Origin of the sequence: Methylomonas sp. TEB, from assembly GCF_047777895.1 — a bacterium.
GTDB lineage: Bacteria > Pseudomonadota > Gammaproteobacteria > Methylococcales > Methylomonadaceae > Methylomonas.
The window spans coordinates 2,756,430-2,770,645 of sequence record NZ_CP180476.1 but is presented as its reverse complement, the minus strand read 5'-3'; the positions used below and the strand labels follow the sequence as shown (position 1 = coordinate 2,770,645).

The following is a 14,216-nucleotide window of genomic DNA, read 5'->3' as shown; positions in this document are numbered from 1 at the left end:
ATGTTAAGTAAATCCTGCAAGAAATCCAGACTCGATCCGCCGACGGTGGTACCGGCTGACAAAGCCGCCGATGTGTTTCCGTCCGCGCGTTATTTCCAGATTCATTTTGAGTTTCTGCAAGAGCAGATACAGTTGGTTATGCAAAACCAGGAGTCCTTGCAACAGCAAATGCAGCAACTGGAAAGTCAGCTGTCGCAATCAGCTCAGGGTATGCGTCTGAATAGCAAAGCGTTGAGTCCAATTGAGCGCCTGACCGCGAATCGTAACGCCACACAGGACACGGATACGCCCAACCTTAATTTAACGGGGGGACGGTGACGTTGGCACTGTGGCATTCGATCACGCAAACGGCGGGGCTGTCTACGACCCAGCGTTCGTTTATCCAAACGGCGCAAGGCTTACCGGACCCGCATCAGTTTCTGGTGTCGGCACCGATACCCAACAATCGCTATCGACGTTCCGCTGCGGTGATATCAGCCGTGCTGGTTGCAGCGTTGCTGCACGGCGGTTTGCTGTTCTGGAATGTCAGCCGTCCGGCACCGCTGCCGTTTTCGGCGGCAGCACCGTTGCCGATGATCGCGATGGAGCCGTCAGCACCGCCGTCGTCGCCGTTCGTCAATCAACCGATTGCGCCGTCGCAATCACTGAAACCCGTTGTGCCGCGCAGGCCAGACAGGCCCAGGGTCAAACCTAAACCAAAACCGTCGGAACTTCTGGTCTAGCAGGTGGATCTCGGCGAGTGTCGGCTTCCAGCGGGAAAGATTGCTAGCCATCCCGGGCTAGCAATCGCGCCTACTCCGCTACGTGATTGCCTGCGGCGGCCTTGGCCGTCTGCGTCACCTCGGCTTTGACCCAACAAGGGGATTAAAGCCTTGGCTCTCGCATGACTCGACGCCGTTTCGCGAGGCCTTGCAGTTTTTCTTGTCGAAAAACCGCCCGGCGCTACCGCTTCCAGGGACTACTCAACCTTCACTCGCTAATTCTTCGTTTCCAAGGTTTTGCAGCGAGCGCAAAACCGTAGAACCTGAACCGGTTAATCAGGCTATGCCCGCTGCGGCTGCGCCACAGGCTTTAAACCACAATGCCTAGGCCGCGCGGAATGGCATCTATGTCCTAGCTGACAGCAATTCTGCGTACTTGAACAACCCCAAGCCGGAGTATCCGCTCCCAGCACGGCAACGGCATTGGCAAGGTACGGTGTTACTACGGGTCTATGTCGGCGCCGACGACTAGGCCCTGTAAGTGACGCTGCAGTGTTCCAGCAATCACGATGGGCTGGATGAATCGCCCGTGGACGTGGTCAATCAATGGCGCTTTGTACCGGCCAAGCTCGGCGATACGCCGGAAGCCTGCTGAGTAACTGTGCCTATAGTCTTTGAACTGGATTGAGAACCTCTCCCAAGAGGGTTTGCAGCCCGACCTGTCAACCTGGGGCGGACAACACGGACGTTGATAGACCTGGATTAGGGATGATCCAGGTGCCGCACGGATGTTTGGCCAAGCCAAGATTTTAAAAAATAAAACAATAACGAGAACTTTATGGACCACATTTTTAGCTTTTCCGAAACCGCCATCATCGACGGCACCCTGTGTATGCTGGGCTGCTTATCACTGGTCACTTGGAGCGTGATTTTATTTAAGACCGGTGAAATAGCCTGACACCGCTAACCGTAACCACAAACTTCTGCAAAGTTTAAGTGGTGCTGTGTTCTTGGAAACCTTGGATGCGATCAACAAGCACTCGGAATGGACGTGCTCGCCGACCGCGCACAGTCTGATCCCTTCGCCACCTCAGAAAGCAACCTTCGCCGAGAGCAGCACAGTCCGCGGTGTGCCTGGCTGGATCTGATTGTTGTTGTTAGCTGACTCATAATAGGTGCGGTCACCCAGGTTGTTGACATTCAGACGGAGCTCCCATCGTTTGTACTTATAGCCGAGCATGGCGTCGAAACGCACATAGGATGGTAATTGCACGGTATTGTCTTCTAAAGCGTAGCGGTCACCCACGTAGAAGGCGCCGCCGCCGATGCTGAAGCCGTAGCCCAGCGCGTAGGTGGTCCACAAGTTGGCGGCATGCCTGGGAATATTGGCTGGGCGGTTACCGACTGCAAAATTGTTGGACTCCGTGATACGGGCTATATTCAGCGTATAACTGCCGAAAACCTCCCAGCCCGGCAGCAGGGTGCCGGATAGATCGACTTCCAGCCCCCGACTTTGCTGTTCGCCGGTCTGCACATTACGCAGTCCGGCAGGATCGCTCGGATCCCTGGTGACTACGTTGCGCTGGGTAATCTGGTAAAGGGCGACAGTGGATGTGAGCCGGTCGTCCAGCCATTCGCTTTTGGTGCCGACTTCATATTGCAAGGATTCGAGCGGCTCGATTTTGTCCAAATCCGATCCATTAAAAAAAAAGTCATTACCGACCGGCTGGAAAGAGCGGCTCACGTTGCCGTATAAGGCATGCGCCTCGTTGGGCTGATAGACGACGCCGACACGGGGACTCCACACCGGATCGGTGCGGCGCTGGTTCAGTTTGGTGAGATGGTTATCCTGCTCCTGCTCGAAATTATCGAAGCGCACCCCGGCCAGAGCCTTCCAGTGCTGGCCCAGCGAGACCAAATCCTGGGTATACACGCCTACGGTGCGGGCAGTGAAGTCATTGTCGATAAAGGCGGGTAGGGTTGCCATATCCGGTTTGGCGAGCACTTGTTGCGGATTTTGCAAACTCACCGGGCTGGTAATCTGGCCTGCCGCCAACAGGTTGCGCGTCTGATAACCGAACTCCACCCCGCCCAGGAGGGTATGTTGCAATAGACCGGTGTCCAGCTTGTAGACTGCCTCGGTCTGATTGAGGTAGTTAATCTGATCTTGGGGGTAGTAGGTGATTTGACGGCGCACTTGGGTATTATTGTTGATGAGGCCCAGCGTGCGGGTGTTAGCCGCATCCAGATCCACAGCGGAGAACTGGAAGTTGTTGCGCAGTGTTAGTTTGTCGTTGACCGCATGCTCCACATTGAACCGAATGTTGCCGGCATCGGTGGTGGCAAAGTCGTAGTGTTCGCCGTAGAAATTATGCACCGGAACGTCCGCCGGGCGACCGTTAACCGAGGGAATGCCGCGATCCGGTGTACGGTTCTGATGTAGGTATTCAGCTTGCAGCAGGAAGGTGGTGTTAACTCCCATGGACCAGCCGAAGGACGGTGCCAGCGCGAAACGCTCCGAATCGACGACGTCGCGGAAGCTGTCGCTCGCCTCGTAAGCGCCTGTGATGCGGAAAGCGGCTTGGGAGCCGAGGGCATCGCCCAGATCCAGGTCGACTCGGCGCTGATCATAGGATCCCCCGTTTACGGCGATTTCACGCAGGGGCTTGGCTACCGGTTTTTTAGTGACGCGGTTGATGACGCCGCCGGCAGACCCCCGGCCGTAGAGCACCGCAGCCGGCCCCTTGAGCACCTCGACGCGCTCCACGTTGCCCAGATCACGAAAGTACGGGCTATCGTCGCGCATGCCGTCCACCAGCATGTCGCGGGAGGCGTCGAAGCCGCGAATGAAGAACTGGTCGCGCCGCCCTTCTCCCTGCGCAGGGGCGACGCCGCTGACGTTGCGCAACACGTCTTTCATTTCCAGCGCACCCTGCTCATGGATTAGCTTCTTGGTAACGATCTGTACAGCCTGAGGTACGTCCCGCAACGGCGCGTCAAGCTTGGTGGTGGTGCGGCTGCTGCCGTATACCGGATCGGCAGCGGTGCGTGTCGACTTGACTACCACAGGAGCCAGCTCAATGGTGTCCGACGCCTGGACAATATGGGAAGACAGCGACACCAAGGGCAGGAGACAGGATTGAAAAATAGGGGATTTCATGAGTGTTTTTCCTTCTTGGATGTTAAAAATTAGGATGGGGAAGCATGGTTTGCGGCCGGCAGGTAGATGTGCTGCGGGTGCGGGTGGCGCAAAAAATCATGGTGCGAAATGTGCCAGGCATAGGCGCCGGCATAGGGAAAAAGCAATAGATCGCCGGCCCGCAGCGCATTCACCGGGACGTCGCTGGACAGAATATCTTTCGGTGTGCATAGCTGGCCTGCTATAGTGACCCGGCACTGGCTGACTGTCGGACGGGAATAAGGATGCTGCCAGCAATCGACCGGCACTATCAGGAACGGATGGCTGTGGCCCTGGGCATACGGAGTGCGAAAATGATGCGTACCGCCATGCACAATGGCGAAGGTACGCGTCCCTGCCTCTTTAATGTCTAACACTTCGGTTGCGTAATAGCCGCAGAAAGCGCTGACATAGCGCCCCAATTCAAAACGCAGTCTCGGCGCTTTGGATCCGTCAGCCACCACCTCTTCCTGCATCAGCATCGCGGCTAAACCTTGGCTGAATTGGTTCCAGTCGAACTGCTGCTCCGGCTGCCGGTAATTGACGCCGATGCCGCCGCCGACATTAATATGCTCGATGCCCAGTCCATACTGCATGCACCATTCTTTGCTCTGGCGCCAGTAAGCCAGCAGCAGTTGCAAGTGCCTGCCGGCATCGAGTTGGTGCGACAACAAGTGGAAGTGAAAACCGCGCAGAACCAGGGCCGGCTCCTTACTCAGGCGTTCCAGGCAAGCGGGCAGATGCTCAACGGCAATGCCGAACTGGGTTGGCTTACCCCCCATCACTAGCGTGCTGGTCGCGAGTTCCGCCAACGGCGGATTGACCCGCAGCAACACCGATACCGGGCAGTTGCCGGCGCGCGCCAGGACAGCCAGACGCTCCAGTTCATGCAGGCTTTCGATGTGCACCGTGACGTCATACTTGAGGGCCAATGCAAGTTCCGAGTCCAATTTCCCCGGACCGCTGAATATTAGCGGTACCTGAGGAAAATGCCGGCGCACCCAGGCAATTTCGCCACCGGATGAAACTTCGAAGCCGTCCACGTGCGACGCCAGTGCAGTGAGCAGCGGCAAATCCGAATTGGCCTTGATCGCGTAAAAGAATTCGCAGTGTTTCGGCAGCCCAGCGCGTAAACATACGGCGTGCTTTACCAACGCCTCCAGGTCATACAGGTAAGCGCACAGAGGTGCATCGGCTGCGGCGTGAGCCTGGCGCGTAGCGGCGATGATGCGATCCCAGTCGAGCGTCATATCTGATTCCTGATCGCAGTGGCCAGCGGGTTGGCGAGAGATACGTAGGCTACAGACCGGTCTGCCTGCTTGAGAAAGCGGTTGCACAGGTTGCCCTTGGTCGGAAACGGCGCTCCGGCCAGCAGATCGGCGATACGCGCTGCCGACTCCAGACTGCCGTGCTCAGCATGGTAGTGCTGCAAATGGCGATGTACTTGCGCCCACAGCCGCTGCTGCAAGACCGGATTGCCGGCGCCGAGTTGATGGATCGCCTCACAGAAATTGTTGACGAACAGGCAATAAGCGATTCGCTTCCAGCCGAGTTCGCGATCGTATAACAAGGCATCCCGGGCTCGTTGGCTGATGCCGGACAAGGCGGCAGCCGGAAAGCGTTCGCGGTCCAGCTTGACCCCTTCGAAATCGCGCAGGAAAACCTGTGCGGGCCAATCATCCACCAGGCCGATGACCACGTTCTGCAGATGCGGCTCGAATACCACGCCGTGCGCGAAATAACAGTGCAGCACCGGATACATCACCTGCTGCACATAGCGCGAGAACCAACGTTCCGCCGCTGCTTCGGGCGCAAGGCCTTCCCGTTCGCTGACCTGGCGCAGTAGCGCTGCCATGCGGGCTTCGCCCAGCACATGATTGCCGAATAACGCACCGGCCAACAGCGGCACAGCTCCGGGCTGCAGGTTATCGGCATCGAAGCTGCGCCGCAGAATCAAGCCGAACCCCTCGCTAACTTCCCGATTGCGCTCGGCATCGTTAGCCTTCAAGTCCACCGACAGAAAGGCCGGCTCTTCCATGATCGCAGTGCCGGGGAACAGCGCGCGCAATTCGGGAATCAAGCGCCCCATGATACGGTTCACCTGCAATGCCCCTTCCAGTTCGTACACCGCGTTCTTGCGGACGCAGTTGGTCAGGCGCACATGCAGCGAGAACTTGTAGAAATAGGGATTGCCCGCCTGGTATAGCGTACGCACCGACGAAGTAGGGTAATACAGTTCTCCTTGCGCGCCCAAGTGACGAACCCGCCCGTCACGCATCGCATCGGCAATCAGAGGCCGCTCCAGCAGCCAACGGGCCTGCCACGGGTGGGCGGGGATAAGGAAAAAATCGTCATTCGTTACCAGTCCTTGCGGCGCCTGGGCTGCAACGATGGCAGTGCATTCCTGATCCAGAGTCGATTGCTGGTGCACCGCATCCCGCTGCACGGCAAAATAGTGCAACGCAAAGCCGCCGCGCAACTCCGGCGAATAGCGGCGCAAGTCCTCGGCGGTAAAGCCCTGGCGACTTTTCGGCGCGGGATGGAACGGGTGGCCATAGGTTAGCGATTGCTCGGAATCCAGATAAGCTTGCAGAGGGTCGGCGGGGATGCCGGTGGACCAAGGCGCTTCGAGGATGGCGGTCGTGACATGCACGCTGTCTTCAATCTGGGCCAATAACTCTTCGTTGAATGGCTGATCGTGCTTCGCCGCCAGGTCGCGTATCACCAGACAGGCCAGAGCGTGCCAGTCTAGCAGCGTCCAAGGCTGTCCCGCAGTCTTGCAATAGGCTGCAGACAGATAGCGGTAGTTGCCGGTGGGCGAGGCGTGCTGTACCGCCGTCACCACACGGCTGTCCAGGCGCGGCAGCAGGATATGGAGAGCTTGGCCGGTGGCCAATGCACAGCGTAGCGCCAGTGGCCAGTCGTTATGGCCGAACAGCAAACCGACACTGGCGTGGCCCTCGGGAATGGCCACCTCGCGGCAGTAACAATTGAGCAGGGTTTCAAGGCTGCGTTGGCTGGCGGCGCAATAAGCCGCCGAGATATTTGGACTAGGGTGGGGAGCTAAGGTTAACATGAAATTCTCCAACAATGGTTATTGGCTATGCGCACGGTCAATTTGCTGTTTGCGTTGGCTGTTTAAAGGTGCCCCGGACAAGTCGGGACATGAGAAAAAAGGTTAGAACGCTGGCGAGCGCGAGAGTGGCGGCACCGATGAAAAAAGGCGCCTGCACGCCCCAATGTGCGGCGGCGGTACCTGCCACCAGTCCGGCGGCTACAGCGCCCCACTTGGTACTGCCCTCCAGATAGCCGAAGCGCCGACCGGCATTGCCGGCATCGGTGATAGCGGCAATCAGACCATGCAGTGCGATGTAGCAGGCGGTCAGGGCTATGCCCATCACGATGCGCCAGCCAGCCATCATCGCCAGATCATGGCTGCAGGCCTGACCCAACAGGGTGAGCGCGACCAGTATCTGGCAGACGGCCAGAGTGGCGAGCAATCGGCGCCGTCCCAGGTAGCGCGACAGAGGATGCGCACACAGCAAGTAGACCAGATGCGGCAGCCCGAACAACAGTCCGGGCGCCGCCGCAGGTAGGTCTGCCAAGGTGTGTTCCGCGAAAGTGACAAAATAGGGGAAAGTGATCACTGTGGCGAAGATGAAGGCAAGCTGGAGCGCATACAAATGGCGTGGAGGGATGCTCTCCCGAACTATGGAGGCGCTGCCTGCATCCGCAGAACTCAGCGTGTCTGGTGTTGCCGGGACTTCACTCGCCGGCAGATACCAGACTAGCGCAGCCGACAACAGCGGCAGCGCGGCCAGATATCGATACAGAATCAACGGGTCCGCGCCATGGGCTAGCAGACCCATCAACGCCGGACCGAGAAACAGCGCGGCGCGTGCTGAGCCTTGCATCAGGGTCAGCAGCCGGGTCAATCGGTGTCCGGTAACCACCGTGGCAAGGTAGGCATTGGAGGCGGCGAAAGTCCCCCCGAGCATGCCTTGCAACGCAAGCCCCACGCCGAACTCCCAAGGATTGCCGGATAAGCTGGTGAGCCAGAAGCTCAGCGCTAAGCCGATATGGGCGCGAAGCAGCAATCGTTTCTTGCCGTAACGGTCAGCCTGCATGCCCCACCAAGGATTGGCCAGCGCTGCAAACAGCGTCGGAATCACAAAGAACCAGCCGGCTAGATAGGTGGTATCGCTGTTCAGTGCTTGCCGCAGAATACGGTCATAAAACGGCGGCATGCCGAGGGCTGCAAATGCGGCCGCGAAATGGCCCGCCAGCGTCGCAGCGACGATGCGGCCGGACTTCATGCCGCCTCTTTTCCGGCTTGTTGCCGGTAGCGATGCAGCGGATTGGACACTGGTTGCAAACGGGCTTCCGTTTCCTCGAACAATCGACGCTTGGCGAGTTGTTCCACAAGAATAGTGGGTGCGAACAAGTCGAAGCAGGCAAAGCGGGAAGCAAGCTCGGGATATCGTGCCTGATAGCCGTAGATGCAGGCCGCGATACGTTCCCAGAAACCGGTCTCCGTCAGTCCATAGTGCTGACGCAGAAAAAGGGATAGCTCCCCGAAGTTGATGAAGAAGACTGCGTCGTGGAAATAATCCCGTACCTCTGTCGGAGTGGCAGCCTCCATGCCTGCTGTCGCGTTGACCTGCTTGCGAAACGAAGGCATCGGCGCCAGTCGCGGACACAGTTCCGGATCGGCGAGATACTGCCGTACGAAGCGCAGGCCACCAGGCAAATCCTTTAGGGCGATGCGGCAGGGCATCCCTTGGCGGTGAATCAGTACGATATTCTGGGCGTGGCTCTCTATGCCGATTCCATGCGCATAGAGCAGATGGATCAGAGGCGGCACAGTTGCTTCCAGCAATGCATCGAGCCAAGGCGCGAGACCGTGGCGCTCGACCCATGACGCAATGAATGGCTGGCCGTCAGCTTCACATTGGCAGAGGCCGGAAAACGGTGCCGCCGACTCTCCCGGATTTAGCAAGCCGTTGACGCTCTCGCGCCATACAGCTCCCAGCATGCCGTACTGCTGCGCTTGCAGAAACGGCGGCAAGTCAGGATCGTGGTAAGTGATACCGGCCACTTCGCGCAAAAAAATCAGCCCGCTGTTGTGCAGAAAACTATCCCGAGCGCGGAGAGCGCATAGCCAATCCGACACCGGCGGCGCGTTCTCGACATTGTGGCACGACAAGATCCGGTCAGCGGAGGTATTGACGATGCTGATCGGCAGCTTGATCTGCGCCGCGTTGGGTTTGCTGTAGTTCCCTAGCGAGCGGATCGATTGCAGCGGTCGGTATTCGTCCTCGCCCTCGCCGAGCCAGACTATATCCTTACACTGCAGCAGCGGGAATAGATTGGGCGCGATCTGTTCCCGCCATTGCCACGGGTGAACTGGCAACAGCAGGTAATCCCGCGCTGCCAGCCCACCGCTTTGAAGCTTGCCGATAAACCGGTCATGCTGAGCGGTGCCCAGTTCTGGCGAAGAAAGTCATCGAGGTCGATGTCGCAGCAGGTCGCCAGGGTAGCGCGTTCCCGCCGTAGCGCCAGCCAGACCAGCCGTACTGATGGCTGGAACTCAGGGCCATAGTCGAAATTATCAATAGGGTCGAAGCCGATCCGCGACTTGTAGCAGGGATGGTACGGGTGCCCGTCCTGCAATTGCCCTTCCAGTGCCGTCAAATCACGTTCGGAGGCATCCGGCTGCCGGGCGTGTTGCGCGAGCGTATCTTTGAGTAGCGTTTGCTGGATCTCGCGGAGGAAGCGGGCCAATAGCACTTCGGTTGTACCCACGATGGCGCTGGTCTCCAGTAAGAATTCCTGCAGGGATGCTACAGGTCTTGTATCTTCCAAACTAATGCGCAGAACCGGCGAATCGTTCAGGCGGATACGTCCGAAGCTGTCGCTGATACGGCCGTAGCAACGATAACGGACTGACGAGCCGTCCTGCGTTCGCCCGGTAATATCGAAGCACACGCTATCATGGCTGTTCGGCGTAATTTCAGCGATAAGCACCTGTTCGAACAGCAGCGCCTCAACCAATTGTCGCAGCACACGGCGTTGCGTGGTCTGGTAGTGCGGTGAAGTCAGCGCTACGGCAAAGGTGTGCCAAGCGACAGAGGCGCTCATGCCGATCCCTCCGGGAGGGTGGCTGGCAGTGAGCGATTTTTATAATGATTCATAAACGCCTTACTCGTTGTGGTTAGCTTGCTTCTGGCTGGCTATTCACATACAAGGCGATGGCTGGCTAAATGAGGGGTACTTCTATTTTCTTAATATTTGACTGATAGTGTTAAATCCGCACCTGCAAAGGATAAGATGCTCATGGTCTAGCCAAGCGGAAATCGCTTTGCGGCGTTACGCAGTTGCTAAGGATTTCATCTTCGGCCAATGCTGTCTCCTTCGGCATTAACAAACATGTCGCGGCATGGATCTGCAGCACATCGCGGTTGCTCGACAGGCTGATAGAGTTGTCTTCAAGCATGGCGACTTTGGGTTGCTAAGGTTAGAAAATAACATTGCCATACACTGAATAATTTAGAGGAATCTGTAAAGGTGCGGCAAAGACAGCACGAGAGATGATTGATGGACGCAAATGATAATGATTATCATAAGCAAGTCAAGGAAAAAATCTTGGCATTTTATGGTCGCTTTTTTTATTAGGAGTTTTTTTGGAAAAGACGAAGTTGTAAAACCTCTGACTAGGGGCTGTTGCCGTTTTACATGGGCAACCATATAAAAGCGCAAGCCAAAGCGATGACGCTTTCAAAATTGCGTTTCAGTTTGTCATACCGCGTCGCGATAGCTCTGAAATGTTTCAGCCGCGCAAACACATTTTCAACCAAGTGGCGATACTTGTAGAGGCACCAATCCACTGCATCATTGCCAATGGTTGAATTCTGCTTTCTTGGTATGATTGGCTCAGCACCTTTCTCACGAATTTGAATCCGTAAGGGTTCGCTGTCATAGCCTTTGTCAGCAATCATATAGCTAGCTAACGGAAGCTTCGCCACTAATTCCGGCGCTTCTTTACAATCGTGGACTTCGCCGCCCGTGACCGAGAACTGAATGGGCAGTCCGCAGGCATCCACGGCCATATGGATTTTGGTGGTGTTACCCGCTACCGATTTTCTGATCGCCGTTTCCCGTTCATGGGCTGCGCCGCTACTATGCTGATGTGCTTTCACAATACTGCCATCAATGAATATCCACTCCAAATCCGGATCCACAACCAGTTCCTGAAAGATACTCATCAGTTTTTCTTGAAGTGACCAGGCATTGAATCGCTTATACACGGCATTCCACTTGCCAAACGTTGCCGGCAGATCTCGCCAAGGACAGCCGATTCGCATGCGATAAAAAATACCTTCTACCGTTTGCCGAAGCGTCGGCTTGTCGTAAATCCTCACGCTCAGCAGGATGGTTTTGAATTTATTCCAGTATTCATCCGTAAACATTTGTCGCGGCATAGTTTGCTTGTCTTTTGATTGAAATGCTCAATCAATGAGGCAGAGCAGCTCAATTTCAAGGTTATCGATCCAAAATGGCAACAGCCCCTAATATTAGCGATGAAACTCTCGAATAGAGTCAAATGGTGTCAAACGGCTTAGAAAACTTTCCAAAAATAACCGGGAAAGATCGTCGAAAAGTTTCCAGTTCTTGCGAAGGGCTTTTGGTTATCTACCGCTTTTTTCCGCTGTTTAAATCGATAGGAATCGTTGCCAGTTTCCAAAATATCGCAGTGATGCGTGATGCGATCCAACAGCGTCGTGGTCATTTTGGCGTAGTTAAAAACCTGCGCCCATTCCCCGAAATTGAGATTGGTGGTGATGATCGACGTGGTTTTCTCGTACTAATGACTGATAATATGGAATAGTAAGGCGCCACAGGATGCCGGGGACGGCAAATAGCCCAGCTAATCCAGGATCACCGCGTCCATGCTGGTCAACTGCTTGGCCGGGTTACCGGCATTACTTGTTGCTTTTCCTTATCCAGTTGATTGGCGAGACCGACGGCGTTGTAGAAGCGCACCCGCTTGCCTTGGTGAATGGCCGCCACACCCAAGACCGTCGCCAGTCCGCCTTAAGGCGGAGTAAGGCCACACCTTAAGGCCGAAGAAAAAGCAGAGGGTTTGCTTTATATTGTTCGCATGAAAAGCTTCGTCGCATCCTGCCGCCCGGCATTTACCAAGCGTTTCTGGTTCAAGCTGACCCTTGTTTACACGCTGGTCTCTTTAGTCGGCATTAAGTCGTTGATATCGGTGTTTGACTTCATTATCCACTACCGACATTTTAATGAAGCGATGCAGCCCGCTGCTGTTTTACAGACGGTGGCCGAACGCCTGAAACCAGTACGGCGCCTGATCGAAAGCGCGGCACTGGATACGTAAGACATCGCCGACGCGCCTGAGATGATTGACGATCTGATGATGCGGGAAAATTTGGACGATAATTCCGTGGCGGATCACATCCGTTCTTTCAGTGATCCAACTGCAAGCTATGTGGTATTTGACGAAGATGACCGCCCTATTGCACAACATCTGATGCGCGCCGATGAACGCGTCAACGCACTGTTAATGACCAATCGTGCCGCTGTTGCCGGCGGCGAAGCATTTGTCCCTGGGCACTTGCCCCATACTGTGTTTATCAACATCCCGTTTAGCTTCCGTGAGCCGACAAAAATAGGGCCTATCGCCCTGCTGGTCACAGCTAAATTCAGTATTGCCAAGCAGTTCTACCGCGACGAAGACTGGATTTCGGAACTCATGCCGCTGGTCATTACCCTCTGTATCGTAATGAGCAGGTATTTAGCCTCGAAAAATTTTGTTCGGCGGTTACGGCACATGACATCGATTTGCAGTGCATGGCGCGAGTGGGATTTGGATCGGCGCATTATCGATAACGACACTGATGAATTACCCGAACATAGCCACAACTTAAATGTCATGCCCGGGCAGTTGAAGGAATTGCTGGGCTTGAAACAACAGGCCGCGATTCAATACGAGCGAACGTGCATGGCGCGGGAACTGCACGGCACGGTCAAACAAAATCTGTTCGCGCTTGCGCTGCAACTGGCGGCCATCAATGCCAAAGCGCCGGATTTAAGCGAGGCCAAACAAATTCTTCTCGAATCCAGAAAAATCTTGAAACAGGTGCAAGAGCAACTGGTGGGCACGATTGCGGAACTGCGAACGATCGGTCCGAAACAGATAGGTACGACGGCGAATCTTCTGACCTTATGCGACAATCTGGAACGCAAATTCAATGTGCATATCCACTGCTCGTTCCGCCGGATTTAATGCTGCCGGACAGTCAGTTTTTTGTGTAAGCCGCATCATTCAGGAAAGCGTCGCCAACGCCATTCGGCACGGCAATGCCAAACTAATCGTGGTCACCCTGGTCAAATCGGCCATGCGTCTGGAGTTGCAGATAACGGACGATGGCATGGGTTTCGATCCAGCGCTCCCCACCGAGGGGATGGGCATCCTTTCCATGCGCGAGCGTGCCGCTTCACTCCCCGTTGGCACGTTCTCAATCGAAACCGCACCAGGCCAGGGAACGACCATTGCAATTACTTGGGAGGAACACCTTAGTGAAGTCTGAATCAGCATCTTTTATCACCCTGATCGCCGCCGACGACCACTGCGTTGTTTGCCGAGGCCTGAATGCCTTATTATCATCCGAGCAAGACATAAAAATGCTGGCTACCGCAGCCAGCGGCTGGCAAGCCGTTGCGCTTTCCACGGAGCTTTTGCCCGACGTCGTCTTGATGGATAACGTCATGCCGGACATGGATGGCATTGAAGCCACCAAACGCATTAAAAAATCGAATCCCCATACCCATATCATTATTCTGACGTCGGTTGAAACCGAGCAAACCGTGGTCGAGGCCACGCAGGCCGGCGCACTGTCCTATCTGCTGAAAGATACCGACCCGGATGAACTGATGGCAGTCATTCGCGCTGGCGCACGGGGCGAAAGCACCCTAAGCCCGCGCATCGCGACGCTGTTAATGACCGCTATGTCGCGTCGTCACAGTGAGCGTGCCTTTCATGAAGAACTCAGTGACCGAGAGATGCAGATACTGTTATTGCTTGCCAAAGGGCTTTCCAATGTGTTGATTGCCGAGAAGCTGGGCATTGGTGAAAAAACGGTGAAGTCCCATGTCAGCAATATTCTTTCCAAACTTTATTTAACGGATCCTAATCAAGCCACAGCGTATGCTTGGCGGCATCGTTTGCTGACTCAGTAGATTTTAAGGGTCTCCGGCGCGATTATCCCTTGGCCGTCGCCCGGTAAAAACGCGATTAATTCCATGGCGACGCT

The 14,216-nt window shown here is 55.7% G+C and carries 16 protein-coding genes; 7 read left to right on the top strand and 9 right to left on the bottom strand.

The window, feature by feature from the left end; all coding sequences use genetic code 11:
• The 3 genes from ACMXD4_RS12485 (at position 1) to ACMXD4_RS12475 (ending at position 1,356) form a co-directional block, all read left to right on the top strand.
• A complete protein-coding gene (locus ACMXD4_RS12485) occupies positions 1–318 on the top strand; it encodes a hypothetical protein (RefSeq protein WP_415878264.1) in 318 nt (105 codons plus the stop codon).
• A complete protein-coding gene (locus tag ACMXD4_RS12480; RefSeq protein ID WP_415878263.1) occupies positions 315–722 on the top strand; it encodes a hypothetical protein in 408 nt (135 codons plus the stop codon). The genes ACMXD4_RS12485 and ACMXD4_RS12480 overlap by 4 nt, the downstream gene beginning before the upstream one ends.
• 520 nt (positions 723–1,242) lie before the next feature.
• Entirely contained in the window at positions 1,243–1,356 is a 114-nt protein-coding gene (locus ACMXD4_RS12475; RefSeq protein WP_415878262.1) for an energy transducer TonB, read from the top strand.
• Between the two features lie 435 nt (positions 1,357–1,791).
• Here ACMXD4_RS12475 and ACMXD4_RS12470 read toward each other — a convergent pair whose 3' ends face one another.
• From ACMXD4_RS12470 to ACMXD4_RS12430, 9 genes are all read right to left on the bottom strand, one after another.
• Positions 1,792–3,861 carry a TonB-dependent receptor gene (locus tag ACMXD4_RS12470; RefSeq protein ID WP_415878261.1) on the bottom strand — a complete coding sequence of 690 codons (2,070 nt, stop codon included), beginning with the start codon at positions 3,859–3,861 and terminating at the stop codon, positions 1,792–1,794.
• A 29-nt stretch (positions 3,862–3,890) separates the two neighbouring features.
• Positions 3,891–5,129, bottom strand: coding sequence for a type III PLP-dependent enzyme (locus ACMXD4_RS12465; RefSeq protein ID WP_415878260.1), 1,239 nt, complete (start codon positions 5,127–5,129; stop codon positions 3,891–3,893).
• Positions 5,126–6,955 (bottom strand): IucA/IucC family protein, encoded by a 1,830-nt coding sequence (locus ACMXD4_RS12460; protein ID WP_415878259.1) that lies wholly within the window; start codon positions 6,953–6,955, stop codon positions 5,126–5,128. The genes ACMXD4_RS12465 and ACMXD4_RS12460 overlap by 4 nt, the downstream gene beginning before the upstream one ends.
• A 37-nt stretch (positions 6,956–6,992) precedes the next feature.
• Positions 6,993–8,195: an MFS transporter gene (locus ACMXD4_RS12455; protein WP_415878258.1), complete on the bottom strand. Its 1,203-nt coding sequence runs from the start codon at positions 8,193–8,195 to the stop codon at positions 6,993–6,995.
• Positions 8,192–9,316 carry an IucA/IucC family protein gene (locus ACMXD4_RS12450; protein ID WP_415880831.1) on the bottom strand — a complete coding sequence of 375 codons (1,125 nt, stop codon included), beginning with the start codon at positions 9,314–9,316 and terminating at the stop codon, positions 8,192–8,194. Before ACMXD4_RS12450 ends, ACMXD4_RS12455 begins: the two co-directional genes overlap by 4 nt.
• A complete protein-coding gene (locus ACMXD4_RS12445; protein WP_415878257.1) occupies positions 9,217–10,020 on the bottom strand; it encodes an IucA/IucC family protein in 804 nt (267 codons plus the stop codon). Before ACMXD4_RS12445 ends, ACMXD4_RS12450 begins: the two co-directional genes overlap by 100 nt.
• 193 nt (positions 10,021–10,213) lie before the next feature.
• Entirely contained in the window at positions 10,214–10,375 is a 162-nt protein-coding gene (locus ACMXD4_RS12440) for a hypothetical protein (protein WP_171695222.1), read from the bottom strand.
• A gap of 235 nt (positions 10,376–10,610) precedes the next feature.
• Positions 10,611–11,360, bottom strand: coding sequence for an IS5 family transposase (locus ACMXD4_RS12435; protein WP_415878256.1), 750 nt, complete (start codon positions 11,358–11,360; stop codon positions 10,611–10,613).
• A 137-nt stretch (positions 11,361–11,497) separates the two neighbouring features.
• Positions 11,498–11,722 (bottom strand): ATP-binding protein, encoded by a 225-nt coding sequence (locus ACMXD4_RS12430; protein ID WP_415880830.1) that lies wholly within the window; start codon positions 11,720–11,722, stop codon positions 11,498–11,500.
• 318 nt (positions 11,723–12,040) lie between these two features.
• On the opposite strand from ACMXD4_RS12430, the gene ACMXD4_RS12425 reads away from it, so the two are divergent.
• Genes ACMXD4_RS12425 through ACMXD4_RS12410 form a run of 4 tightly spaced genes read left to right on the top strand, consistent with a single transcriptional unit; the run spans position 12,041 to position 14,142 of the window.
• Positions 12,041–12,280 carry a hypothetical protein gene (locus ACMXD4_RS12425; RefSeq protein WP_415878255.1) on the top strand — a complete coding sequence of 80 codons (240 nt, stop codon included), beginning with the start codon at positions 12,041–12,043 and terminating at the stop codon, positions 12,278–12,280.
• A gap of 21 nt (positions 12,281–12,301) precedes the next feature.
• Positions 12,302–13,189, top strand: coding sequence for a histidine kinase (locus tag ACMXD4_RS12420; RefSeq protein WP_415878254.1), 888 nt, complete (start codon positions 12,302–12,304; stop codon positions 13,187–13,189).
• Complete coding sequence (locus ACMXD4_RS12415) at positions 13,155–13,493, top strand: sensor histidine kinase (protein WP_171695226.1); 339 nt, start codon at positions 13,155–13,157, stop codon at positions 13,491–13,493. The genes ACMXD4_RS12420 and ACMXD4_RS12415 overlap by 35 nt, the downstream gene beginning before the upstream one ends.
• A complete protein-coding gene (locus ACMXD4_RS12410; RefSeq protein ID WP_216614720.1) occupies positions 13,456–14,142 on the top strand; it encodes a response regulator in 687 nt (228 codons plus the stop codon). Before ACMXD4_RS12415 ends, ACMXD4_RS12410 begins: the two co-directional genes overlap by 38 nt.
• The last annotated feature ends 74 nt before the right edge of the window (positions 14,143–14,216 follow it).

Coding starts and splice junctions, on each gene's coding strand:
- ACMXD4_RS12465 (WP_415878260.1), bottom strand. CDS start 5,129: ATGACGCTCGACTGGGATCGCATCATCGCCGCTACGCGCCAGGCTCAC.
- ACMXD4_RS12415 (WP_171695226.1), top strand. CDS start 13,155: ATGTGCATATCCACTGCTCGTTCCGCCGGATTTAATGCTGCCGGACAG.
- ACMXD4_RS12420 (WP_415878254.1), top strand. CDS start 12,302: ATGATTGACGATCTGATGATGCGGGAAAATTTGGACGATAATTCCGTG.
- ACMXD4_RS12425 (WP_415878255.1), top strand. CDS start 12,041: ATGAAAAGCTTCGTCGCATCCTGCCGCCCGGCATTTACCAAGCGTTTC.
- ACMXD4_RS12455 (WP_415878258.1), bottom strand. CDS start 8,195: ATGAAGTCCGGCCGCATCGTCGCTGCGACGCTGGCGGGCCATTTCGCG.
- ACMXD4_RS12440 (WP_171695222.1), bottom strand. CDS start 10,375: ATGCTTGAAGACAACTCTATCAGCCTGTCGAGCAACCGCGATGTGCTG.
- ACMXD4_RS12470 (WP_415878261.1), bottom strand. CDS start 3,861: ATGAAATCCCCTATTTTTCAATCCTGTCTCCTGCCCTTGGTGTCGCTG.
- ACMXD4_RS12460 (WP_415878259.1), bottom strand. CDS start 6,955: ATGTTAACCTTAGCTCCCCACCCTAGTCCAAATATCTCGGCGGCTTAT.
- ACMXD4_RS12445 (WP_415878257.1), bottom strand. CDS start 10,020: ATGAGCGCCTCTGTCGCTTGGCACACCTTTGCCGTAGCGCTGACTTCA.
- ACMXD4_RS12485 (WP_415878264.1), top strand. CDS start 1: ATGTTAAGTAAATCCTGCAAGAAATCCAGACTCGATCCGCCGACGGTG.
- ACMXD4_RS12435 (WP_415878256.1), bottom strand. CDS start 11,360: ATGCCGCGACAAATGTTTACGGATGAATACTGGAATAAATTCAAAACC.